Annotated in this window: 22 protein-coding genes and 1 pseudogene; 9 read left to right on the plus strand and 14 right to left on the minus strand. The window is 56.5% G+C overall.

The window, feature by feature from the left end; translation table 11 throughout:
• Positions 1-5 precede the first annotated feature (5 nt).
• From AC27VJ_RS01885 to tssI, 7 genes and pseudogenes are all read right to left on the minus strand, one after another.
• The gene (locus AC27VJ_RS01885) at positions 6-299 is read right to left on the minus strand and encodes a tyrosine-type recombinase/integrase (RefSeq protein WP_488682601.1); all 294 of its coding nucleotides are present in this window, start codon (positions 297-299) and stop codon (positions 6-8) included.
• 9 nt (positions 300-308) lie between these two features.
• Positions 309-692: pseudogene (locus AC27VJ_RS01890) on the minus strand (SMI1/KNR4 family protein); the annotation flags it as partial.
• Positions 693-799: 107 nt separating this feature from the next.
• Positions 800-1,237 (minus strand): tetratricopeptide repeat protein, encoded by a 438-nt coding sequence (locus AC27VJ_RS01895; RefSeq protein ID WP_488682602.1) that lies wholly within the window; start codon positions 1,235-1,237, stop codon positions 800-802.
• On the minus strand, positions 1,230-1,679 hold the full coding sequence (locus tag AC27VJ_RS01900; RefSeq protein ID WP_488682603.1) for a hypothetical protein: 450 nt from the start codon (positions 1,677-1,679) through the stop codon (positions 1,230-1,232). The genes AC27VJ_RS01895 and AC27VJ_RS01900 overlap by 8 nt, the downstream gene beginning before the upstream one ends.
• Positions 1,680-1,686: 7 nt before the next feature.
• Positions 1,687-3,207, minus strand: a complete 1,521-nt coding sequence (locus AC27VJ_RS01905) for a PAAR-like domain-containing protein (RefSeq protein WP_488682604.1) — start codon at positions 3,205-3,207, stop codon at positions 1,687-1,689.
• On the minus strand, positions 3,204-4,265 hold the full coding sequence (locus AC27VJ_RS01910) for a DUF2169 family type VI secretion system accessory protein (RefSeq protein WP_488682605.1): 1,062 nt from the start codon (positions 4,263-4,265) through the stop codon (positions 3,204-3,206). The genes AC27VJ_RS01905 and AC27VJ_RS01910 overlap by 4 nt, the downstream gene beginning before the upstream one ends.
• Before the next feature lie 6 nt (positions 4,266-4,271).
• The gene (gene tssI / locus AC27VJ_RS01915) at positions 4,272-6,596 is read right to left on the minus strand and encodes a type VI secretion system tip protein TssI/VgrG (RefSeq protein ID WP_488682606.1); all 2,325 of its coding nucleotides are present in this window, start codon (positions 6,594-6,596) and stop codon (positions 4,272-4,274) included.
• A gap of 500 nt (positions 6,597-7,096) precedes the next feature.
• Here tssI and AC27VJ_RS01920 point away from each other — a divergent pair, with 500 nt between their 5' ends.
• The gene (locus AC27VJ_RS01920) at positions 7,097-8,944 is read left to right on the plus strand and encodes an ABC transporter ATP-binding protein (RefSeq protein WP_488683160.1); all 1,848 of its coding nucleotides are present in this window, start codon (positions 7,097-7,099) and stop codon (positions 8,942-8,944) included.
• A 94-nt stretch (positions 8,945-9,038) separates the two neighbouring features.
• Positions 9,039-9,488: a BA14K family protein gene (locus tag AC27VJ_RS01925; protein WP_488682607.1), complete on the plus strand. Its 450-nt coding sequence runs from the start codon at positions 9,039-9,041 to the stop codon at positions 9,486-9,488.
• A 64-nt stretch (positions 9,489-9,552) separates the two neighbouring features.
• On the opposite strand, the gene AC27VJ_RS01930 is transcribed toward AC27VJ_RS01925, so the two are convergent.
• Complete coding sequence (locus AC27VJ_RS01930; protein ID WP_488682608.1) at positions 9,553-11,439, minus strand: glycosyltransferase family 2 protein; 1,887 nt, start codon at positions 11,437-11,439, stop codon at positions 9,553-9,555.
• 108 nt (positions 11,440-11,547) lie between these two features.
• Between AC27VJ_RS01930 and AC27VJ_RS01935 the strand changes: the two genes are divergently transcribed.
• Entirely contained in the window at positions 11,548-12,426 is an 879-nt protein-coding gene (locus AC27VJ_RS01935; RefSeq protein WP_488682609.1) for a transporter substrate-binding domain-containing protein, read from the plus strand.
• 4 nt (positions 12,427-12,430) lie between these two features.
• On the opposite strand, the gene AC27VJ_RS01940 is transcribed toward AC27VJ_RS01935, so the two are convergent.
• The gene (locus AC27VJ_RS01940) at positions 12,431-13,096 is read right to left on the minus strand and encodes a S24 family peptidase (RefSeq protein WP_113088805.1); all 666 of its coding nucleotides are present in this window, start codon (positions 13,094-13,096) and stop codon (positions 12,431-12,433) included.
• A gap of 103 nt (positions 13,097-13,199) precedes the next feature.
• Entirely contained in the window at positions 13,200-13,850 is a 651-nt protein-coding gene (locus AC27VJ_RS01945; RefSeq protein WP_353576880.1) for a response regulator, read from the minus strand.
• A 223-nt stretch (positions 13,851-14,073) separates the two neighbouring features.
• Here AC27VJ_RS01945 and AC27VJ_RS01950 point away from each other — a divergent pair, with 223 nt between their 5' ends.
• Positions 14,074-14,442, plus strand: a complete 369-nt coding sequence (locus AC27VJ_RS01950) for a DUF952 domain-containing protein (protein ID WP_488682610.1) — start codon at positions 14,074-14,076, stop codon at positions 14,440-14,442.
• On the plus strand, positions 14,442-15,530 hold the full coding sequence (locus AC27VJ_RS01955) for a quinone-dependent dihydroorotate dehydrogenase (RefSeq protein WP_488682611.1): 1,089 nt from the start codon (positions 14,442-14,444) through the stop codon (positions 15,528-15,530). Before AC27VJ_RS01950 ends, AC27VJ_RS01955 begins: the two co-directional genes overlap by 1 nt.
• Before the next feature lie 163 nt (positions 15,531-15,693).
• On the opposite strand, the gene AC27VJ_RS01960 is transcribed toward AC27VJ_RS01955, so the two are convergent.
• Both AC27VJ_RS01960 and AC27VJ_RS01965 read right to left on the minus strand, forming a co-directional pair.
• A complete protein-coding gene (locus AC27VJ_RS01960; RefSeq protein ID WP_488682612.1) occupies positions 15,694-16,191 on the minus strand; it encodes a CAP domain-containing protein in 498 nt (165 codons plus the stop codon).
• Between the two features lies 1 nt (position 16,192).
• Entirely contained in the window at positions 16,193-16,459 is a 267-nt protein-coding gene (locus AC27VJ_RS01965) for a DUF6460 domain-containing protein (RefSeq protein WP_062450945.1), read from the minus strand.
• Between the two features lie 161 nt (positions 16,460-16,620).
• On the opposite strand from AC27VJ_RS01965, the gene AC27VJ_RS01970 reads away from it, so the two are divergent.
• The 4 genes from AC27VJ_RS01970 (at position 16,621) to pdeM (ending at position 21,708) form a co-directional block, all read left to right on the plus strand.
• Positions 16,621-17,565, plus strand: coding sequence for a class I SAM-dependent DNA methyltransferase (locus AC27VJ_RS01970; protein WP_488682613.1), 945 nt, complete (start codon positions 16,621-16,623; stop codon positions 17,563-17,565).
• A 199-nt stretch (positions 17,566-17,764) separates the two neighbouring features.
• Positions 17,765-18,376 carry a YitT family protein gene (locus AC27VJ_RS01975; protein WP_488683161.1) on the plus strand — a complete coding sequence of 204 codons (612 nt, stop codon included), beginning with the start codon at positions 17,765-17,767 and terminating at the stop codon, positions 18,374-18,376.
• A 45-nt stretch (positions 18,377-18,421) separates the two neighbouring features.
• Entirely contained in the window at positions 18,422-20,941 is a 2,520-nt protein-coding gene (locus AC27VJ_RS01980; RefSeq protein WP_488682614.1) for a ligase-associated DNA damage response DEXH box helicase, read from the plus strand.
• A 38-nt stretch (positions 20,942-20,979) separates the two neighbouring features.
• The gene (pdeM, locus tag AC27VJ_RS01985; protein WP_488682615.1) at positions 20,980-21,708 is read left to right on the plus strand and encodes a ligase-associated DNA damage response endonuclease PdeM; all 729 of its coding nucleotides are present in this window, start codon (positions 20,980-20,982) and stop codon (positions 21,706-21,708) included.
• 490 nt (positions 21,709-22,198) lie between these two features.
• On the opposite strand, the gene AC27VJ_RS01990 is transcribed toward pdeM, so the two are convergent.
• Positions 22,199-23,017, minus strand: a complete 819-nt coding sequence (locus tag AC27VJ_RS01990; RefSeq protein WP_488683162.1) for a TIGR02186 family protein — start codon at positions 23,015-23,017, stop codon at positions 22,199-22,201.
• Positions 23,017-23,943, minus strand: a complete 927-nt coding sequence (locus AC27VJ_RS01995) for a sulfite exporter TauE/SafE family protein (RefSeq protein ID WP_113089639.1) — start codon at positions 23,941-23,943, stop codon at positions 23,017-23,019. The genes AC27VJ_RS01990 and AC27VJ_RS01995 overlap by 1 nt, the downstream gene beginning before the upstream one ends.
• Between the last annotated feature and the right edge of the window lie 209 nt (positions 23,944-24,152).

Consider the following 24,152-nt stretch of genomic DNA (forward strand, 5'->3'; position numbering starts at 1 on the left):
CCGACTTACCTCCGAATGATGTTTAGTACCTCATCCTCGGACCATCCCTTGATCTCAGCAATGACCCGTTCGGGTAGTCCGACAGTGTAGAACTTCGTGGCTGCGGTTCCACGGAAGTCATGGAAATGCAGATTGCGCTCGCTTAGTCCCGCCAGCTTCTTGGCTGTATGGAATGATGAGGCTAGACCTTCCTGTGTCCATGACTCACCGCGACTGTTCATAACGATGGTTTTGCCGCGCTTGGGTATCCTCGCGTTACGTAGGTATCGAACAAAGATTGGCTTAATCGTCGCCGACATCAGTTTCGGCTAGACACGGGCTTTAATTTCTTCCAAGTAAAATTTACCGAAGCTATCAGCAATCAGTTCGGGTAAATTACCATCGCCGCTTGAGGGTGACCATAAAACGACTGCAAATTCTCCGTCGACTGATCTGTTTGACGCATCTAGCCAAAATAGAGAGCAGTAACCACTACTCATGATTGGTATAAGATGCTGAGGCAGGCCCGTAGTTTTTCGCTCGTCTAACGTTCGCCAAGTTACACTGGGTACGGACATTCCAGGCACCTTATTTGCGATTATGCCGTAAATTTCAGCATCGCCAAAGGCGCCCACTCCGAGTCTTTTGAGGAAGGCTTCATAACTCGGAGGGAAAGTTAAGCCAATCAACTCGGACGATTTGACTACGTCGACTTCGCTTGTGGGGCCTAAAAATCAGCTCGCGACGAATTTGCACTTAATAATCTGAGGGCGTTTTCAAAGCTCGTAATTCCACTCACTACCAAACCATTCATAGCGGATTAAATCAGTTTTTCATTTTGTAAAAATGCGAGATATTTCGTGTCTGACGCGCTAAATATTTGCTCACCCTCCAACATATATGAGCGCAATAGATGTTCTTTGGCCTCGTTTGTATTTCCCAACTCATATAAGGAAACTCCGATTCCTAACTGAACAAACGCATTTGAGAAGCCATCAGCGCTCGCTTCGGCTTCCCTGAAGTACGACAGCGAGCTATCGAAGTTTTCTAACTGAAGAAATGCGTCTCCAATTGACGCGTTTAGCCATACTGAAGCATCCCATACTCGTTTCGGATTTGGTAAAAGATAAAGCGCACATTGCCACGCGCTTATCGCTTTCGTTGGAGAGTCAAGTTCGATATGCTCGTCACCAATTGCTGAGAGACGAACGACTTCTTGGTAAATTTCATCTGGGATTTCGTTTTGAGTATTACTCACTGCTTCCCTTTTCTTTTAAATAAAAATCTAAATACTGTTTCTGCTCTCCAGCAAAGCCCTGCTTGCCGTAAATTTCATATATCCTCGAAAACACGTAAAAGGCTCTCTTTTTATCTCCAAGTTTATACATGGCTTCGCCTTCTGTCATCAAGACAAGGTGATCTTCATGATTTAGATCATCATACATTTTGGCCATGATATCGATCCATTTCGAAGCATTGTCCTTATCTCCCAGATCGACATAGTCTTGCACAAAACCTGCAGACAAGCTTTGAGGATAATAATCCCACTTTTCTTTGGGTTGCGGTATCAATTCCCAAGCTTGCAACCCTACTTCAACCGACCCCTCGAGATCACCCGCTTTGAATTTCTCAGCTGACAACTCCAACAGCTGATCAATCTGAGCTTTTACATCTTTTTCTATCTCAGGCTTTCTATCCATTGTTTCCTCAATTTGCAGGCGGGAGGTATCGAGAGGGCGTTTGCCCTCCCCGGCTCGAATTTGATGGACCCCATTCAAACCTATAGTTATCAGAGCTTAACATCCAATCTCGCACTTCTTGTGACCGCGCACCTTGGAATCGTCCCGTACTGTTCCAATAATCAACGGCGTCAACAGGGTAATGCCCCATATGTGTTTGAGGTGAATCGACCGGTCTCCAGACGTTGTTTTCTTGGTCAAAAAACTCGTCCTGCCCTCTACGGTTCGTACGTACCAATCCCTCCTCGCGCATTCTTTCACGGACTTCTTTGCCGGTACGCGATGTTTTGGACGGCGTATTTCCGAGATACTGTCTTCGAAGGCTAACGCGTCGAGTACTTCTAGCGCCTTGCACGCCAGTTTCGACCGCTCCAGCAGTTCTTCCTGCAACTCGCATACCTGCTGCAGCGGCTCCGGTGCCTCCTGCGACACCCTGAATCATTCCTACGGTATTTTCGACTTGCTGCGCAGTTTGTTCCGATGCTCCTGCAAATCTTGCTAGGTCGCCGGACCCGCCTGCGATTATTGTCGGTGTCGACTCCCCAGTCCAAGCCTGACGTAGTCCCGCTTGGAAGTTATCGTACCCATTCGCTACGAGCAAGCCGCCACCGATCATCGCAGGTACGCCGGGAGCCGCACCCACTCCTGTGCCTGTCGCAGCACCACCCACGCCAGCAAGAGCCGCTCCAGCTACAGCCTCAGCTGCCCCCCCGACTGCTTGTAGGCCACCGACAGTTCGGGTGACGACCATTCCATTGTTTTGGTCGAATTCGTTGATCGCCTGTCCAGCCTCAGACAGTTTATCTTCGGTCCAGTCCCACGCCTTTTCGTACCAAGCTTTATCTTCTTCATCAGTCGCGTCGGGGGCTGGCGCTGTATCGGTTGATTTCACATTGACGTATTCGCCGGGACAATTGCCGTTATTTAGGGTGCAACGATCTGTGTGCCTTTGAACTGGAATGCCGTTGGCTCGTACAATCGTTGATGATGTGACTGGATCAACAACTTCACCAACTGTACCTGACTTTACACCCAACCCCACTCCAGGCTCGTCGCCATAGGAACAATGAAACTGAGAGTTCCCGCGCTTTATGACCAGTCCGTTTGAACGAACGTTCGGTGAATAATTATTTTTATCATCGCCTTTGCCCCAACACATATAGGGGATCGGCTTCTCAGGAGATCGACACACGTCGGGCGACAGGCACACTGCCAATGCAGATGCGTCATCCGGTACGAATTCTGGCGGATTTGGATTTGCCGCAGTTGGCGGCGGATGATATTCGTCACCCTTCTTACGTTCATCGAAGTAGGCTTTTTTGTCGTCGCCGTCAGGATAATCCTTATACTCGACGTAGCCTTCCTCCAGATTCGGCTTATAGAACAGAGTGCTGTTTGGCAGATTTAGTTTTTGAGCCAATGCAGCGTTCGTGGTTGGGTCGTAACTGTATACGTTGATGGGTTCGAGAACAGTGGAGCCGTCGCTCATGCCCGAATCTCCGTATCATTTTTTGCAAATGAGAGTATTGGTAGGCCAAGCCTATCAGGCCAAGGAAACCCAATCCGCCACGTCAAAAAAACGCGTCCAACGCCCGGGCGCATATCGAAATGGACACCGTCCAGAACCAACGGTGCAGACTGTAAACCTCTGCCTTGATCGAGTTCTACACGGAGACCGAGGCGAGGTAGTGTTCCGGTGAGAGCCTCAAACTGGGGCAAGAGTCTTTGGAGTTCGAATGGCTCGTCGCCAGCCAACGATGGGTCAACGATCTGATCTCTTGGAGCAGCCTGCCAGAAGGAATAATCAAAATCTGATGGTAAAAGGGGATGGCGGTTCTGTAGCCATTCATCATCGTAAGTTCCAGCGAAGTCAGCCCGATCTTTCCAAAACGGAGAAATCGGAGCAAGGCCTGCCGGTTTCGGTCTGTCAGTAACGGCACCGATTAGATCGGCTTCATACTCGATTTGCGGTGCAGGCCACTCAGGTTGCTCCCTGAAACGGGCCTCGTCCACTAGGCCAATACCGACAGGATTTGCCTCTATGGCTTCATCCCCCAAACGACCGCCAAACGCCAGCCGCCAGTCTAGCGGCACATAAGACACTGGTTCGCCTACGGTCAGCTCCCAACCGTCTAAAGCATCTTCTTGTTGGCGATCTATCAGCCCCCGCCAAGTTTTACGTATTTTTGCACGCCAAAGGCGGGGACCGTGAACGCGTAGACGTTTTTCGACAGGGCCAACCCGCAGGCCGCAGGTCCATGATGGTGAGGGCTCGCCGTTCGGGGGAAAAGTAGCACCTATGAAGGTGACGTCTGTGCCGGGTTTGAATGGCGCTAGATCTGTGCAGGCCATCTGCGGCGTCTGGTGCGGATCGCCATCGTAAACATCGGACATGACAAGAGGTTGTTGCTTGTCTGCAAGTTGCAGAGGGCCGCCGTTGGTGAGTTTGAATGTGCCCCTCGCGACGACGACACCCATGAGGTCGCCGACCATATTGTATTGCCGGAACGCAAGTGCAGGGAACGGTGTACGATTGTCCACTGACATGGCATGTCAACCCTTCGCCGCTGAATCCGCTGACGTAGGACCGGCCTTGGAGAAACCGCCGCCCGGCTTGTTCAGATCAACCACGACGCCATTGATCTGCGTGGGACCTGAAGCAGTGAAGTTGAAATTCGTCCCAAGGATGATGACCGTGCCATCTTTGCGCATGATAAATTTCGATGCACCGCATTCGATGACGAACTCTTCTCCAACTATCGTTTTTTTGAATTTTCCAATGTTCTCAAGCGATGTTTGTCCAACATTAGAAACCTTGCTCACGCCGATCTGCTCAGTTTGTGCGACCCCGACAGACGTCGATTGGAACGACCCGATGATCGTGTTCATGATGCCGGAAAGTGGAAAGAGGCCGGAAGCGTCGGTTCCAACACCCGTGCCTGATCCCGCAAGCGCGGTCCCTGCATCCGCCCTTGGGCTGGGGCCTGATACGACACCCTCGCGCGACGACATGCCGCCAGCACCGAGAAAGCCAAGTGCCGATGAGGCGAGCGTGGTTGCGAAGGCTGCGACACCGGGACCACCACCGCCCGCAATCTGGGCGGCTTGGCTGAGCAGTCCTGCCGTCTGACCCGAGAGTGCTTGCACCCCCGCCATGGCCATCATCGCCATTGGACCGGTGCCGCCAACAACGGTGTTCACCGATCCGCCGATCTCATGCTTCTGATTGCCAGACACTTCCACCGCGCGGTTGCCACCAACGGACGCGACCTCATGGCGGTCGATACGCTTGGTGCGGTCATTAAGAACGCGCGTCGTCTGGTCCTTCTGGGCGTGGAAGAACTGGTTTTCCTTGCCTGCCTCGTCCTCGAAGGTGATTTCATTGAAGCCTTGGCCTTTGTGCGTGTTGGAGCGCAACACCATACGCGTCTTGTTGGCGGGCAGGTCGTAGGGAACGGAGTTGGACGGATTGTTGACGACCCCGATGACGAGCGGCTTGTCGGGATCGCCATCGACGAACGCAACCATCACCTCCATGCCGATACGCGGAATGACTTGTGCACCCCATGTACCTCCACCCCATGCCTGACTCACTCGCACCCAGCAGGTATCTGTGCCATCTTTCTTCGCCTTGCGGTCCCACGGGAACCACAGCTTGATGCGGCCATATTGATCCGGGTGGATTTCTTCACCTTCGGGGCCTGCAACAATCGCAACCTGCGTGCCCTCGATCTTCGGGCGCTTGGTCGTGCGGTGCGGGGTGAGCGGTACGCGGGCGGGGATTGCCTCGAAGGCGTTGCGGTATTCTGGCTCGTTGCTGTTGGTCTCGTAGGAACGGTCCACGATTGTGTGGCTGGCTCTGATGATCACATGCTCTTCGTATTCATGTTCGGGATGCGCGACCTCGTAAGGCGTAAAGCGGCGACCGGCTTCCAGAATGCGAGAGGTGGAGGCACCGAAGACGCGGTCGTGGTCGGCCTCGGTGGATTGCGTGCGTAACTTTTGCGCGCGCTCTGCCTCTTCCACCGTTTTGATGCGGGCCGGGTATTCGTAGAGCTCACGCTTGGTCGCATCCGGCATCTGCACCAGCGATGGTGTCATCGTGCCCGGTACCATGCCGGGGGTCTCAAAATTCCAATCGGCACCGGCGCGCTGGCCCGGTACATAGGAAAAGCGCCTCGCCCAGTCGTCGATGTGGTTGCGGTCCGATGAGCCCTGCGCCAGTCGCACCTTGCCTTCGCCCTGTGCTGATGGCGATGGTCCGAGCCAGCCATTGGCGCTATCGGCCACATGTAGCTTGTGAGAACCGTCTTCGTGGCTAAACCAGTAGAAAAGACCGTCCTCCTCGAAACGGCGCAGGAGATAGTCCAAATCTCGTTCGTTGAACTGAACGCTGTAGTGCTGCGGTGGTGGCGGAGAGATGATGCCGGATGTATCCGGTGCTGGAATGCCGTGTTCGGAAAACAGTGTTTCGGCAATCTCAACGCTCGTCTTGTCCATCCAGATGCGGCAATCGGAACGGCGGGACAGCAGCCACAGCTGCGGACGGATGGTCATCGAGTATGAGCGCAGGCCACGGGTGATGGGTGGGCCTTCATGCAGTTCCGTCACCAGACCGTTGAACGGACGACGCACGCCGCCATCTTCGCCTTCGCCCTGACTGACTTCAATCGAGACATCGACCAACCTGCCAATCAGCTCTTCCGGCTTCACCGCTTCCTTTTTGGCGCGGACATTCAGCTGGATTTCGAAGAGCTGCGACACGCCCTCATTGATGACCATGCGTTCGGGCAGCAACTGGTCTTCGCCGAGTGGCGACTTGACCTTCAAAACACGGCTGGCCTGGATGAAATCGGCGGACGATGGCTGCTCGGTCATGGGGAACCCCGGTGATCGGATAGAGTAAAATATCAATCAGCTGTCAAAATCTGAACGGAATGCAATCAATCATTGTGGCAAAAGCAAGGATTCACAAAAGTTTCACAACTTAACACAGGCCGGTGAGGCGCTCACAGCGACGCAACGTCGTTACCTAATCGCTAGTTTCGACAGCGTTTTGGAGGGAATCTAACAGCAATGAGATACGCTAAAAGCACAAAATTGCGACCAAGTCGCAGTCGAAGCATGATTCCGATAATCACGGCCTGGATACGAGGACGCCAATGAAAGCTATAGTGATTGGTCGATTAAACCTCTGGCAGTGTGACCGCTGGTTATATCCATCATATTGCATCCACGAACGAGCCGGCATTACGGTAGTCGTTACACCTCTTACTTCAAAATTACACATTACGGTTGAGTTCACGCGCAACGCGTGCTTCCATTCGTTAGATAGCCGATTACCTTCCGTCGATGCCAAGTCGCAACTCGAGAGGCCCATGTCTATTTTAGATAGGATATTTCGTCCGTTCGAGACGTTGATACGGCCGCTGGACATTCCCTTTCGCGCGTTGCCATCCAAAGGCCCGGTCGCAGTTCTGCTGCACTTTATTTCGATGTTTCGCGGTGTCCTGATTGCTTTGGCTTTGTCGTCCATGGCCATGGAAGCCATTAATTTGTCGATCATCTGGGGATTGTCCGCCATTGTCGATGGCGTGACGGCGCAGGGCGCGGCTGCTTTTCTGCAAAACGAATGGGCTTTGCTCGTTGTTCTTGGCTTGTTGATCTTTCCGGCCATGCCGATTGCATCATTTCTTCTCAATACATTGAATTCTCACACGCTCGGTATCGCGATGCCCGCGGCCATTCAGTGGCAGGGGCATAAGGCGGTCGAGCGGCAGGATCTTGCGTTTTTTCACGAGCTCTATGCCGGGCAGGTCGCGTCTCGCCTTTCGCAGGTATCATCTGCGGTGCAGCAGCAGATCATCAACGCATTTCAGGTCGGACCGCGTTTTGTGCTGCAGATGGTCGGGTCACTCGTCTTGCTTGGGGCACTGTCCTGGCAATTGGCATTGCCCGTCTTTATCTGGATCGTGCTGAATGTCGCCCTTGCCATTAAAATGGCACCTGTCTTTACGGAACGGTCGAGGCAGTCCGCTAAGCAGAAAAGCCTTGTGTCCGGTGCGATTACCGATCTTTACAGCAACATGCAGATGATCAAGCAATTTGCTGCCGAGGATAGCGAGGCGGGAGCGGTACGTCGTATCCTGAGTAAGGCTGTGCATATACAGCACCAAGAACAACGTGTGTTCCGCCTGTCCGAACTGGTGGTTGTCGTGCTGAACATGGCGTTGTGGCTGGCAATACTGTCTTTGGGCTTTTCCGGTTTGATCAGGGGTGACATCTCCGTCGGCGAGTTCGTCGCTGCGGTCTACATTCTGCAACGTCTATCGGGTCATACCTTCACCTTCCTGCAAATGGGCCAGCAGATATTTCAGGCAATCGGCACGATAAAGGATGCCATGCCTGTTATGACGACACCGCCGACGATTACCGATAAGGCGGATGCGAGCGAATTGCAGGTGTCGAAAGGGGAAATCAGCTTTGATGGTGTTCGTTTTGCCTACAAGTCTGGCAGGCCGGTGGTCGATGATCTGTCACTGACAGTTTCCGCTGGCGAGAAAGTTGGACTTGTCGGCTTATCGGGAGCGGGAAAGACGACGCTGGTGAACCTGCTTTTGCGTTTTTACGACATTCAGGACGGAGTTATTCGTATCGATGGTCAGGATATTCGCGATGTCACGCAGGTCAGCCTTCGCCGCAACATCGGGGTGATTGCGCAGGATGTCGCTCTGCTCCATCGTTCGGTCGGCGACAACATCCGTTACGGACGTCCGGATGCAACGCAGGAAGAGATAGAACACGTTGCGACTGTGGCCAAGGCCGATGCGTTCATCACGGACCTGACGGATAATGAAGGACGGAAGGCATATCAGGCATTTGTCGGGGATCGCGGCATCAAGCTGTCTGGTGGCCAACGCCAGCGGATCGCCATTGCCCGTGTGCTGTTGAAAGATGCTCCTATTCTCGTTTTAGACGAGGCAACATCGGCTTTGGACAGCGAGTCCGAGGCCGCCATTCAAGACAAGCTTAATCTTGTCATGGAGGGGAAGACGGTGATTGCCATCGCTCACCGTCTGTCCACCATTGCCAAAATGGACCGGATCGTGGTGTTGGATCGGGGCAAGATAATAGAAGAAGGACGGCCGGAGGCGCTGGTGGAGCAGGGCGGATTGTTCGCACAACTCTGGAACCGCCAGATGGGTGGTTTTATTCCGGAAGACTAGACTGCTTGCGCCGAGAGTCGTGCCTTCCCATCGACGAGGGCTGTAGTTTTCTCCAGTTAGCCCATCAAGCAGCAAATTTGCACACCGCATTAGCATGTTACGCTGTTCCGCTGACCATTCGCATGAGCAGGCCGTCAGCAGCATTGTTTGCTTATCTTTCTGGCTCTGGAACAAAAGCCGCTCAAGTTACGTTGGTTTTCCGAATAAAGAAAAGGAATTACCAATGTCTAAGATGGTAAAAATCATTTCTGCCTTTGCTATCTGTGCTGGTTTCTCGGCAATTACTGTCATTCCAGCGCATGCCTTGAGCGTCATAGCTCCGGCATTTGAGGGGCAGGCGCAGACGGAAAATACCTATAGTAACCCACCGGTTGCCTTTACCGGCAGCAAGGGTGAAGCTGCGAGTGGCGCTGGTTTTTCGCTGTCAGAGCAGGAAATCATGCATGTTCGCTGGTGTGCGCAGAAATATACGTCTTATCACGCGACAGATAATACCATCGAAGCAGCACATGGCGCGCGCACGGCTTGCAAGTCTCCTTACTGAGTTGAGGCCGTTTGCGTCGTAATCGATTGTGCAAAATATAACTTAAATTGTACTTGAATTCATTTTAGTTTTTCTTTGCCGCAGGTTTATGTGGCGTTTTGTTCCAGACAAAGGGCTTATATCTGAGCTCATAGACGGCACGCCAAGCCGCCACCGATAGCATGAGCCAGTAAAAAGGAGTCGCCAGCCATTTTTTGCCGATGAGGCCGCGTTCATGCTCGATCATGGCGCGGGTGCCCATCAACAAGAAGATGGTGTAGCTCGCTGCAATATTCAGCGTGTCCACGGCAAACAGCGCCAGTTGCGAGGCGGGGATTGAGCCTATGCCTTCTATCAACATCGTTCGGCTCATTATGAGTAAATAGAGAATGAACAGCGGATGCGTCAGCGATGATAGCAGCATGCCTCCGATCAGCAGATGGAAAACCAAATAGGCTTTCCATCCCATCTCCCGCGCAACGCGCACCGGAGAGCGCATCATCACCAGCCAGCTTTGTAGCCAGCCCTTGAACCAACGGGTACGCTGGTTCAGCCAGACCGGAATATCGGTGGGGGCGTCCTCTAGCGTCTGGTAGCTGATGACGTCGGAATAATAGCCGAGCCGATAGAGACGCATACCGAGATCGGCATCCTCCGTGACATTGTAGGGATCCCACGCCCCGACGCTGCGCAGGATCGATGTGCGGAAGTGGTTGGATGTTCCGCCCAGCGGCAGCGGCATCTTCATCCGCGCCAGCATGGGCAGCATGCGCCTGAAAAGGGCGGAATATTCAAGCGAGAAGGATGAGGTAATCCAGGAGACATGGGCATTGCTGATGATAAGCGGTGCTTGCAAGCAAGCCAGCTTGTCAGAACCATCGCGGAAGCGGGCATAGGCCTCGCGCAACTGTCGCGGATGCGGCCTGTCTTCGGCATCATATACGGCTATGAACTCTCCACGCGCACCGGCGAGCGCATAGGTCAAAGCCTTTGGCTTCGTGCGCGGCAAGGACGGCGGCACATGGACGATTTCAATATGGGGACCGGGGTCAAGCTGTTCGATCGCCGCTATGGTGGAACCATCGTCCGCTTCGCACACCAGCTTGATGTCCAGCCTGGATTTCGGCCAATCCAGCCGGTCCAGCGCCGTTACAAGCTGCTCCACAACCGTCTCTTCCCGGTAAAGCGCGACCAGAATCGTATAGACCGGCAGCTGCTCTTGGCTCGATTGCTCGACCAGTTTCAGGGTCCGCCAGTCCGGTTTGGTGCGCAGCGGCACAAGCCGAAACAGGACGGCGGCCATATAAAGTGCTGCGGTGAAAATATGCAGAAGCTGGAATGTCAAAGAGGGTGAGAGGATGAATGAACCACAGAGACATGTCACACCGACGCCCAGCAGAAATCCCTGTTTTCCGTGCAGTGTGATGCGCGCTGAATGAAGCGGTGTCGCATCGAACAGTGAGTTTACCGTCTGTCGTGTTCGTCTTTCCGCGCCTGCCTGCCACACGGCAGCGCGAAGTGCCGATGGCGTGGTGACAACGAGATCGGCAGCAATACCGGGAGTGACACCCAGAGCATGTTTCAGCCGCTCGATGCTGCCAATATCAGGAACGATGGCAATATAGGGTTTGGTGTCTTTTGGAGACAGGCGAACCATCCGCGTTTCCAGCAATTGAACATCGAGCGACGGTGTATCGACAACGATGCCTCCATCCAGCTCGGAAACGAATGGCAGCCGCAAGAAGCGGGCGAAAGCGCCAAAATAGGCGGTTTCCGTTATTATCTTGCTCGCCAGAAGCTCTGCTTCGAATGTCGACCCGTTTCGCAGTGCGCGGGCCGTAAACTCCTCGATATAGGGTTTCCCCAGTCCAAGGGTCTTGAGAAAGGCAGCTTCGTCGGTCTCTGCCACCGCGCTATCGAGAAACGAAAACGGATCGTCCTCAAGCGGGTCAAACACAATTTCGCCCTGCACAAGGATCGCATTTCGCGATTCTTGTGTATACTCGTCATAACGCGACATACACGTACCCATCCACCTAAGCGGTGGTGCCCCAACAATTCCCCGCGGCGGATCATATACATGCGCTTCCAGGTTGCACCCTTTAAATTAACGGGTATTTTCACCTCTTTCTTGTGCGCGAGCATTTTTTTTACGCCACACCCCCTACGTGCTGAGGAGCTGGCCAGCGGCGGACGCTTACCTGTGCTGTTCGATGCGCAGGAACGCTTGCCCAGTGCCGACTTATCGACCGTGCCGCGCGTGCGCTTTCTGATGTCGGTGGATTTTCCGCCTTTCAATTTTACCGATCAGGATGGGCGGCTGGTGGGTTTCCATGTCGATCTTGCCCGCGAGATTTGCGCGCAGCTGAAGATCGAGAGCAAATGCCAAGTACAGGCACTCCCCTTCGATGAGCTGGAAGCTGCCGTCGAAATGGGGGAAGGGGAGGCTGTCATGTCGGGCATCGCCTCCAGTGGGGATTTGCGAAAAAGCTTTAGCTTTACGAGGCCTTATATCCTTCTGCCAGCACGCTTCGCAGTCAATAAATCTGCAAAGCTAGAGGGCCAGTCGGCCACAGCACTCGCGGGAAAAAAAGTCGGCGTTGTCACCAATTCGCGCCACGAGGCGATGCTGAAGGCATTTTTCCCGACGGTGCTGGTCAATGGCTTCGACGGTTATGAGCCAATGTATGAAGCGCTCAAGACAGGCAAGATCGATGCGATCTTTGCCGATGGGCTGCGGCTACCCTTCTGGGTTTCGGGCACCGCATCGGATGGCTGCTGCAGCCTGTTTGATGGCCCCTATATGTCGGATCGTTTTCTCGGAGAAGGCCTGTCCATCATGACTGTCGATCCGGAAAACAAGCTCGTTCCTGCTTTCGATCAAGCGCTGGCAGCGCTATCGCGCAATGGGCGGCTGGAAGAAATCTACCGCCGCTATTTCCCTTATGGGTTGTTTTGAGCTGCTACTGGCTCGCCCAGATGATACGGGCCACCCACTCCACATCGGCCAGATCGAAACTGCGATTGGGGTGTTCAGGGTTAAGCGAAAATAGCTCGATGGTCTTTGCCGTCTGACGGGCCAGAACCTTGGCCATCACCTCGCCATCGCGGCTTTTCACCACTACGCGGTCTCCGCGCCGAACCTGCGCACCGGGCTCCACAATCAGCACATCGCCATCACGGTAAAGCGGCATCATGCTGTCGCCTTGCACTTCCAGTGCGTAGGCACCTGCCTTGTTGGCGGGGGAGGCGGGAAAGTCCACCACGTCCCAGCCCTGACCTGCCGGAAAACCACCATCATCGAAAAATCCGCCGGAACCGGCCTGGGCAAAACCGATCAGGGGAATGGCGCCCGTCTGGGGTGGAAAATTGCCGTCGGGCAAGGCGTTTTTGTTCGCATGTCCCATGGCAAAGCCGAAGAACTGGTCGATCGTCGCGCCGGTTGCTTCGAGAACTTTTGATATGGATTCTGTCGATGGCCAGCGCTGGCGCCCATCCGGTCCAACCCGCTTGGATTTGTTGAACGATGTCGGGTCCAGCCCCGCCTTGCGCGCCAGTCCAGAGGGCGTCAGCTGGTTCCGGTCGGCAAGCGTATCGATCGCACTCCAGATATTATCGTGTGACAGCATGGTTAACGGCCCGGGTGGAGCGGCGTCGTCACGCGGCTCTTTTGTATCATCAGAAATTTAGCCAAACCGGAACCAAGAGTAAAGTAAAAAAGGAATAAAATCCTTAAGCGACAAGCGTCGGCATATTGATCTTGGAAAGTTGAATGACCGCCTGGGTGCGGCTATCGACTTTCAGTTTCAGCAATATGGCAGACACATGCGCCTTGATCGTGGCTTCGGAAACGCTGAGCTCATAGGCGATCTGCTTGTTCAGCAGACCTTCGCCCAGCATGCCCAGCACCCGGCTTTGCTGCGGGGTCAGGGTCCGCAGCCGGTTGATGAGATCGGCCATGTCAGGATCATGCTCCTGCCCGGACTGACAGGATGCGGGTATCCAGACATCTCCCTCCAGCACGGCACGAATGCCAGCACGCATATCTTCGATGCCGGAGGATTTGGAAATAAAGCCGGAGGCCCCGAGTTCAATGGCGCGACGCATGGTGCCCGGATCGTCGGTGGCGGAGACGATGACGATGGGCAGGCTGGAAAATTCCGCCCGCAAGGCCATCAGCCCGGAAAAACCGCTGACACCCGGCATGGCAAGGTCTAGCAGCATCAGGTCGGCATCCGGCTGGTTCTCTGCCGCAGCCTTCGCCGCCTCGAAATCCCCCGCTTCGATAATGCTGTTGTCGCCCTCAAGCCCTGTTACCGCCTGGCGCAATGCGCCACGGAACAGGGGATGGTCATCTGCAATAATGATGGTGAGTTGTGACATGCCGCGCCCCCTCCCAAGAGCATTTCATGTTCGCCTCATTTTTGGCGGAGTTTGATCTCGCGTCAAGCACCGCCATGCCAAGGATTGCGTGAATATCGCGGCAATACAAGCTTTAGATTGCGATGGAGGCCTTCCGGGCGTCGTCAACGCGCAAAAATCTGCGTGAAGCGATGGACAAGCGCCGGCATTTGCGGCAAACCGCCCGCAGTGAAGGAGACGCCATATGAGTGAAACGCCCCCGATCATCAGCAATCCCGTTATTTACAAGATTGTGCCGACTGACCTTTGGCGAGACGCCAAAGAAGCGGGTGTTTTCAAAGGCGCGGCCATCGATCTCACGGATGGCTTTATCCATTTCTCTACCGCAGCCCAGGTCAAGGAAACCGCGCAGAAACATTTTGCCGGGCAGGACGATCTTCTGCTTGTGGCGGTGGATGGCGCTGCGCTGGGTGACAAGCTGGTGTTCGAAACCTCGCGCGGCGGTGATCAGTTCCCGCATCTCTATGCGCCCTTGCCTTTGGATGCGGTCCTGTGGGAAACGCCACTGACGCTTGATGATGATGGTGCCCACCAGTTTCCGGAGATTGCATGATGAGCGGAATTTTTTCCTCGATCGGTCGGCGCGGTCTGTTTCTGATGGACCCGGAAGTGGCCCACGGTATGTCGATCACCGCGTTACGCTCCGGCTTCATTCCCACCTGCATGGTGCCGCACGATCCGCGCCTGCAACAAACGGTCGCGGGCCTCGTCTTCCCCAATCCGCTCGGCATGGCGGCGGGTTATGACAAGAATGCGGAAGTGCCCGGTCCGCTGCTGAAGCTGGGCTTCGGTTTCACCGAAATCGGCACGGTCACGCCGCGCCCGCAATCGGGCAATCCCAAACCCCGCATTTTCCGCCTGGTGGAAAATGAAGCCGTCATCAACCGCCTCGGCTTCAACAATGAGGGCCATGCTGCGGCACTCGCACGCCTCATCGCCGCCGGTCTGCGCGGCCTCGTCGGCGTCAATATCGGTGCCAACAAGGATAGCGAAGATCGCATCGCCGATTACGTGAAAGGCATCGAAACCTTCGCCTCCGTCGCCTCCTATTTCACCGCCAACATATCCTCGCCCAACACGCCGGGCCTGCGGGATTTACAGGCGCGGGAAAGCCTGTCGGCGCTTCTTTCCGCCGTCCTGGCGCAGCGCGATATCGAGGCTGCAAAGCTCAACCGCGCCCTCCCGGTTTTCCTCAAAATCGCACCCGATCTTACCGAGGAGGGGCTGGACGATATCGCTGCGGAAGCCCTGTCCCACAAGCTGGACGGCTTCATCGTCTCCAACACGACCCTGTCTCGCGATGGCCTGCGTCCCGGTCAGAACAATGGCGAGGCCGGTGGTCTCTCCGGCAAACCACTTTTCGACCTCTCCACGACGGTGCTTGCCAAAATGCGCAAACGCGTCGGCCCGGACCTCCCCATCATCGGTGTCGGCGGTGTGTTCTCGGCGGAAACGGCGCTGGAAAAGATCAAGGCTGGTGCCGATCTCGTGCAACTCTATTCCTCGATGGTTTACGAAGGCCCCGGCCTTCCCGGCACCATCGTGCGCGGGCTCTCTACGTTGGTGGAGCGTGAACGTGTTGGGAATGTCAGGGAGTTGCGGGATAGCGCTGTGGAGAAGTGGGCGGAGCGGAAGATTTGAGGTTTTAACCTCTCCTACGTCATGCCGGGCTTGACCCGGCATCCAGCAGCCACGCGTCTGCGTGGCGGAAGAGTCTTTCGCGATCAAGGACTTGATCGCACTGGACCCCGCAGCAAGTGCGGGGTGACGGCGGATTGTAGGTTTCCGCTAAACTAAACCCTCATCACCGACACAGCACCATAGCCCAATACGGCCGGTTCTTCGCCGCCGCATCATAGGCCACCGCCACACCCAGCCCGCCATAATTCCCCAGCATATTCTCCAAATGGTGCGGAGAGCCAATCCACGCCTTTACCACGCGCTCGACCGTATCCTGCCCAGCCGCCACGTTTTCAGCCGCAGGCAGGGGAACGTTGCCATCCCTCATGCGAATGAGAAAGCTGTCGGTGAGGCCGATGAGATGCGCCATTTTCTGCGCCTTCACCATGCGGCTGGCCTGAAAAGCTGCCGCCTGTTGCGCGGCGCTGTTGGCGGAAAGCGCAGACAGCCCCTTGGAACGGCGAAGCTCGTTGACCATGGGCAGCGCCGAGGCCGTTTCGTCGCGGGTGCCAGCTGTGACGCCCTTGTTGGTGGGCATGGAAACGCAGGCCGATAGCAGCGTGCCGGTAGAGACCAGCACGAAGCCGCGCCGTGAAAATGTCATCAGGGAATGTTGGGTCATATCAGCGGCGGAAGCTCAAAAGGCGAAGAATGATGAAAACGGGGATGACGATGACAGCACCCGCCAGCAGATAATCGCCAATGCTGCCCAAGGCGCGAAAGCCGCTGTGCCAGAGGTCGAGGATGAAATCTCTGACGCCATAGATGATGTTCCACGGTGTCAGGCCGAAGACTGCCATGACGAAGCCGACGATCAAGGATACGACCAGCAACTTTATGATCGTGCGCGCTACACTGTCACCCAGCACCTTATCCACTTCACCCGCCATCTGCAAAATCTCCTGAATTCAGCCAAGACATAGAAAGCATGGTGCCTCTATGCAAGCTTTCACGCCTTTGCATGCGCGATATTTGCCGCTGCCATGAAATAGGACTTGAGTTTTTTTATGGCTTGATGAAAGACAGCCCACCTCTTTCAGGAAAAGCGCTGATGGCATCCAACCAGTTTTCTTCCGGCGATGTCATTGCAGACCGCCGCGCGGACTATGCCCGCATGCTGGCTGAAAACGGGGAACATGCCGCGGCCGCCGAACTGATGGAACAGGCGCTGGAGCTCACGCCTACATGGGCGGCAGGCTGGGTACAGTTGGGAGATTACTGCGAAAAGGCTGGGCAGAGGGAAAAGGCAATTACGGCCTATGAAACGGTCGATCGGCTGGACCCCGAGGGCATTTTCGCCGCGCCCCTGAAACTCGCGGTGTTGGGTGCAGCCGAAACACCGGAGCAACCGCCGAGCGCCTATATCGAAGGCCTTTTCGATGATTACGCAGACCGCTTCGAAACCTCGCTGGTGGAAAAGCTGGAATACAGCGTGCCACAGAAGCTGGCAGCGCTGATCGAAACGGCAAAACCGGCCAGCGGCCAATTCACCTGCACTGTCGATATCGGCTGCGGCACTGGCCTGCTCGGCGTCGAAATACAGGATTGGATGCAGCGCCTCGAAGGCTTCGACCTCTCCACCAACATGCTGGCCAAGGCCGTGGAAAAGGCCATCTACCACCATCTGGCTCAAGCCGATCTTTCGCTGGCGGCAGAAACATCCGGTCTCTTTGCAGATGACCTTCCCCATCACCGCGCTGATCTGGTCGCAGCCGCAGATGTGATGATGTATCTCGGCAGTCTGGAAACCGTCATGCCGCTGGTCTTGGCGTTGCTAGCACCGGGTGGCACCTTCGCCTTCTCGGTGGAAGATGCGGGCGATGAGGAGGGCTTTGTCCTTCAACCCTCCCTGCGCTATGCGCATTCGGAAGCCTATGTCCGCACGCTTTTGGAAGCGTCCGGCCTGCAAGTGCTGGAAACCCGCAAAACCACCATTCGCAAGGACGCCGGAAAACCCCTCTCCGGCATTCTGTTTCTTGCCAGAAAACCGGCCTGATCTTTTCGTTTCTTGCCTTTTTATCGATAGGTCAGCCTTGCTTACATATCGATATTGAAACTGCCCCTGTTGCAATGCAAAATAAGCCCTATCGAGCGATCCATCACGGCAGATGCGAAACGCGACGACACATATTCACCAGCATTGACAGTTCCATTTCGGGGTAGCGCGCATGGCATTCACGAGAAGCGTTTATGGCATGTGGAGTGCCGATCCGGCCAAGCATGCGCCGGTGGAAGACATTCAGGGCATCGTCACCGGCAGCATCGTTTCGGCGCTCGGTTTCTACCTTCTTGCCAAGGTCGGGCTGCTCACTGGCGGCACGGCGGGCGTCGCCTTTCTCCTGCACTACGCCTTCGGCATCAGCTTCGGCTTGTTGTTTTTCCTCGTCAATCTGCCCTTCTATTACCTGTCCTTCCGCCGTTTAGGCCTTGCCTTCTCGTTCAAAACCTTCATCGCCATTGGCCTCGTGTCGGTGTTGACCGAAGTAGAAAGCCGCTGGATGGTGATTGAAAGCATCAATCCTCTCTGGGCGGCATTGCTCGGCGGTCTTCTGTTGGGCTACGGCCTTTTGGCGCTTTACCGTCACCGCGCCAGCCTCGGCGGCATCGGCATTCTTGCCATCTATATTCAGGATCGTTTCGGCATCCGCGCCGGTCTCATCCAGCTCGCCTTCGACAGCTGCGTCATGATCGCCGCCTTTGCCGTCATCAATCCCGAAACGGTGCTGTACTCCATCGTCGGCGCCTTCGTGCTGAACCTCTTCCTCGCCATCAACCACCGCTCGGATCGCTATGTCGTCGTACGCTGATCTCTAAGGCCTTCTTTTTCGCCCGTGCTTCACTACTTTAGAGCAGTGAAACACACAGAGCCCCCCATCTCCGGCGTCGATGTCGGCAGCTTGCCTTTATCCTTCCAGAATTGGTTCGGCGAAAAGGGCTGGAGCCCGCGCGCCCATCAGCTGGAATTATCCGCTCGCGCCCGTGCTGGCGAAAACATGCTGCTGATTGCGCCAACCGGGGCGGGCAAGACGCTGGGCGGTTTCATGGCCTCGCTCACCGATCTGGCGGAACGGGGCAAAATACCACCCGGCTCGGCCTTCGTCGGAGTCCACACGCTCTACATTTCGCCGCTGAAAGCACTGGCCGTCGATATCGAGCGCAACCTGATGAAGCCGGTTTCGGAAATGGGCCTGCCCATATCGGTCGAAACCCGCACCGGCGATACGCCGCAGGCCAAGCGCCAGCGCCAGAAGCTGAAACCGCCGGATATTCTGCTGACGACGCCGGAACAGGTCTCGCTGCTACTCGCCAACAAGGAAGCCGAACGCTTCTTCAAAGACCTGAAATATGTGGTGCTGGACGAGCTCCATTCGCTCGTCACCTCCAAGCGCGGGCACCTCCTGTCGCTGGCCATTGCCCGCATCCGCAAACACGCGCCTGCCATGCGCACCATCGGCCTGTCTGCGACGGTGGCAGACCCGATGGATCTGCAACGCTATCTCAGCCCACAGACAGAAGGCGAACCCACTGCCGGTCTCATCACCGTGGATGGCGGTGCAAAACCTGATATCGCCATTCTCGGCACGGAAGAGCGCATCCCATGGTCCGGCCATTCGGCGCGTTATGCCATGCAGGATCTCTATCCGGCCTTGAAGGCGCACAAGACGACGCTGATCTTCGTCAACACCCGCTCGCAGGCAGAGCGTATCTTTCAGGAACTCTGGACTATCAACGACGACAATCTGCCGATTGCGCTACATCACGGCTCGCTGGATGCGGGCCAGCGCCGAAAGGTGGAAGCGGCGATGGCCGACAACAAGCTGCGCGCCGTCGTCGCCACCTCCACCTTGGACCTTGGCATTGACTGGGGTGATGTCGATCTCGTCGTGCATGTCGGTGCGCCGAAGGGGGCGAGCCGCCTTGCCCAGCGCATCGGTCGTGCCAATCATCGCATGGACGAGCCCTCCAAGGCCATCCTCGTGCCCGCCAACCGCTTCGAGGTCATGGAATGCCGCGCCGCGCTCGACGCCAACTACATCGGTGCGCAGGACACGCCGCCGATTGCCGAGGGCGCGCTGGATGTGCTGGCCCAGCATGTGCTGGGCATGGCCTGCGCCGAACCCTTCGATGCGGATGATCTCTACCGCGAAGTCACCACCGCCTCGCCATACGCAGACCTGCCGCGCGAAACCTTCGACCGCATCGTCGATTTCACCGCCACCGGCGGTTATGCCCTGCGCACCTATGAGCGGTACGCCCGCATCCGCCAGACGAAGGATGGCCTGTGGCGCGTCTCCAACCCCCAGGTCGCGATGCAATACCGGCTCAACCTCGGCACCATTGTCGAGGCGGCAGAACTCAATGTCCGCATGGTCAAGCGCAATGCCAAGGGCATCATCGGGCGCGGCGGCATGTCGCTCGGCAAGGTGGAAGAGCATTTTCTCGAACAGCTGGTGCAGGGCGATACCTTCCTGTTTGCGGGCAAGGTTCTGCGCTTCGAAGGCATTCGCGAAAGTGAATGCCTCGTCAGCCAGGCCTTTTCCATGGATCCGAAAATCCCGTCCTATGCGGGCGGCAAGTTTCCGCTCTCCACCTATCTGGCGGACCAAGTGCGGTCTATGCTGGCCGATCCCGCCCGCTGGCACGCCTTGCCGGATCAGGTGCGCGACTGGCTGGCGATCCAGAAGGAAAAGTCGATCATTCCCAAGCGGGATGAGCTACTGGTCGAGACCTTCCCCTTCCGCAAGCGCTTCTTCATGGTCATGTATCCTTTCGAGGGGCGCTTGGCGCACCAGACGCTCGGCATGCTGCTGACGCGACGTCTGGAGCGGGCAGGGGCCAAGCCCATGGGCTTTGTCGCTACGGATTATTCGCTGGCCATCTGGGCGCTGGAAGATATCGGCATGCGCCTGCAATCGGACCGCCTGTCGCTGCCGGATCTACTGGATGAGGATATGCTGGGCGATGATCTCGAAGCATGGCTCGACGAATCCTTCATGCTCAAGCGCACCTTCCGCAATTGCGCGATCATTTCCGGCCTCATCGAGCGCCGCCATCCCGGCAAGGAGAAGACCGGGCGGCAGGTCACGGTTTCTGCTGATCTTATTTATGACGTTCTTCGCAGCCATGAGCCGGACCACATCCTGCTGGAAGCCACGCGTCGCGATGCGGCAGCCGGACTTTTGGACATTGGCCGTCTTGGCGATATGCTAAGGCGAATCAAGGGCCACACCACCCATTGTGCTCTGGAGCATGTCTCGCCACTCGCCGTACCTGTCATGATGGAAATCGGGCGCGAGACGGTGCCGGGTCAGGCTCTGGACGATGTGCTGGCCGAAGCCGCCGATGAGCTGATTGCGGATGCGATGTCATGATTCATCCGCCTAGAGGATATGAAGGACAAAACCGAAACGTGCTGAGCCGACTTGCCCTGAGCGACAAATTTGCCACCGGCTTCGAATGCCTCGGCTCGGAAACCGCCATCAACGGCGTCGCCGGCTGGTGCGATCCGCTGGGCGGGCTCTATCTGCCCGACCTCTCGCTGCTGGTCGTCTCGGATTTGCACCTGGAAAAAGGTGCGGCGTTTGCCCGCCGTGGCCGCCTTCTGCCGCCCTATGACACCATCGCCACCCTCAAAATCCTGTCATCGCTGATCACCCGCTACGATCCCAAAATCGTCATCAGCCTTGGCGATAATTTCCATGATCGCATCGGCTCGCAGCATTTGCCTCTGCCCTTGCGCGATCTCATCAGGGAAATGGCGCGGGGTCGCGAATGGATCTGGATCAACGGCAACCACGATCCCGATGGCACGGTGGATTTGCCGGGTTCTTCCAGCGATGAAATGTTCTACGGCAACCTCGTCTTCCGTCACGAGCCGAAATTGGGCGCATCCGCGGGTGAAATCGCTGGCCACCTCCACCCCGCCGCCACCGTCCGCCGCCGCGACAAATCGGTGCGCCGCCCGTGTTTCGCCACGGATGGCACCCGTATGTTGATGCCTGCGTTTGGGGTGTTGAGCGGTGGGTTGGATTTACGGCACAAGGCGATGCGGGGTCTGTTCGATCATTCGGCGCTGGTTGCGCATTTGTTGGGGCGGGACCGTATTTATTCGGTTCGGTTTGTGAACTTGCTGGGGTGAGATTTTTTGGGATGCTTGGATGCGAGGCCGATGCGAGCCCAACGCAGCTACCCTCATCCTGAGGTGCCCCGCAGGGGCCTCGAAGGACGAGGGTTGCGGGATGAGACCACAGAGTGTGCGGTCGGATGCTTCGAGGGCGCTGCGCGTCACCTCAGCATGAGGGCGGAGGGTGTGGTTGCCCGCACCCATGAGAGGGCGGAATATGCCGCTCACCCCCCTCTGCCCTGCCGGGCATCTCCCCCACAGGTGGGGAGATTGGCAAGAGGCACGCTCATCCCTCTACCCAGCGGCGTCAGAGGAATGACAAACCAAGCAAACTTGCTCTCACCCATCAACAACGCTCAAGATGGCCAGGACCTCACCCCCGGCCTGATCTCCCCACCTGTGGGGGAGATGCCGGCAGGCAGAGGGGGCGAGCTTGCTCCGGCGTCGGCGAATGTCGAAGGGCATACCCAAATGTACGGTCGAGACAACCCAACCCGGGAAGGTCTTAATCCCGCCTGAACAAAATACTAGCACCCCAACCCGTCACCACCGCCAGCAGCACGCACAGCATGCCATACACCACCGGTGTCTGATGCGCCGCATCCGTGATCGCCTGCTCCATGCCCGTCTTCACCACGCGCAGTCGCAATTCCTTTTGCGCCACCGGCATGCCGCTTTTGAACAGATAGGCCCGCGCCGTGTGGACGCCGTTGGGGACGTTGGCGGGCAGGCGTAGGGTGGCCCAGAAGAGGCCGGTGCGTTCCAGCCGCACGCCGGTCGTGTCGTTGCGATAGATGCCGCTGGACAGTTTCAGGCGACGATAGGCGTCTTGGAAGTCGAAGACATTGTCTGGCACGCCGGAAAACACCGCACTGCGCAGCGGCAGATGTTCCACGCCAAGGCCCATGGCCTTTAGCGTGCCTGCTGTTGCGATATTGTCGATGTTGCGGGTGCTGGCCATGGAGTAGGATTCCGGCAGCGGCGCGAAGGTGATCGCGCTGGTGTTGATCCAGATACCCGCCACCCGGCTTTTTTTGCGGACGGTGGAATAGTCGTTCGGGCCTTCCAGCGTCACCACGATGTCATATTGACCGATTGCCAGCAGCAACTGGTCGGCATTGTTCAGCGCGCCGAACATGGTGAAATCAGCGCCGCGAAAATCCGACGCTATGGAGATTTCCGTGGTGGATGCGCCAATCTCGATGTTTTCCTGCAAGGTGCGGGGCTGGCCAGAAGCATTCGGCGAGATCGCGAGCGGCGGGGTCTGCGCGAAAGCCGTGGCCGAGACGGCACAAAAAGCAGCTGCGAAAAGGGCGGCGCGGATCAATAGCCCAGCCCTCCGACAGCCACGGAAAACAGGTCGTCCGGCTTGATCACCAGCGTGATGGCCAGTCGCACGCCGACGGCCAGAACCAGCAGCGCCAGCAGCGCACGCAGCTGCTCGCCGCGCAGTTTCTGGCCCACGCGCACGCCATATTGCGCGCCCACCACACCAGCCAGCATCAGAATGAAAGCCAGTACGATATCGACGGAATAGTTCGTCGCGGCCTGCACGATGGTCGTATAGGCGGTGACGAAAATGATCTGGAACAACGATGTGCCGACAACGACATTGGTGGGGATGCGCAGCAGGTAGATCATGGCAGGAACCATAATGAAGCCGCCGCCCACACCCATGATGGAGGTCAGAACGCCGATGCCGAAGCCGAGAACGATAATGGGGATGACACTGAGATAGAGCTTCGATTTTTTGAAACGCATTTTCAGCGGCAGGCGGTGCACCCAATTGTGGTGGCCGGGGCGGCGTAGCGTCACCGTTTCATTGCGCGCGGTGCGGCGAATGGCCGAAATACTCTCCTTCAGCATCAGAGCGCCAACGGTGGACAGCAGGATGACGTAAAGCAGGGAGATGATGAGATCGAGCTGGCCGATGCTGCGCAGAAGCGTAAACAGCCATACGCCAAGGGTGGCCCCGCACAAGCCGCCGATCAGCAAAATACCGCCCAGCTTTACATCCAGTGTGCCGCGCCGGAAATGGGTGATGGAGCCGGAAACGGATGAGGCGACAACCTGGTTGGCGCCGGTGGCGACGGCCACGACGGGCGGAATATTGTAGAAGATTAAGAGCGGCGTGATGAGAAATCCGCCACCCACGCCGAACATGCCAGACAGAAACCCCACAGCCGCGCCCATGCCGAGAATGATGAAGATATTCACCGAAAGTTCTGCAATGGGCAGATAGACAGTCACAATAGGACCTCGGACATGCGGACCTCGGACGTGGTTGCGTCCAAAACGGCAAAAACCGCCATCAGGCGGGCCTTGCCACGAAGGGGTGGTATCTGTCTGAAGGGTCAAGGCAAGCGGCCATGCGACCTTTCATCGGTCATGCCCTTGGCAGGCATGACTGTCAATTATTCAACGGCAAATACGTTGATAATTTGGAAAGATCGGCCAAC

It is taken from the genome of Agrobacterium sp. 20P9.1.2 (assembly GCF_057799395.1).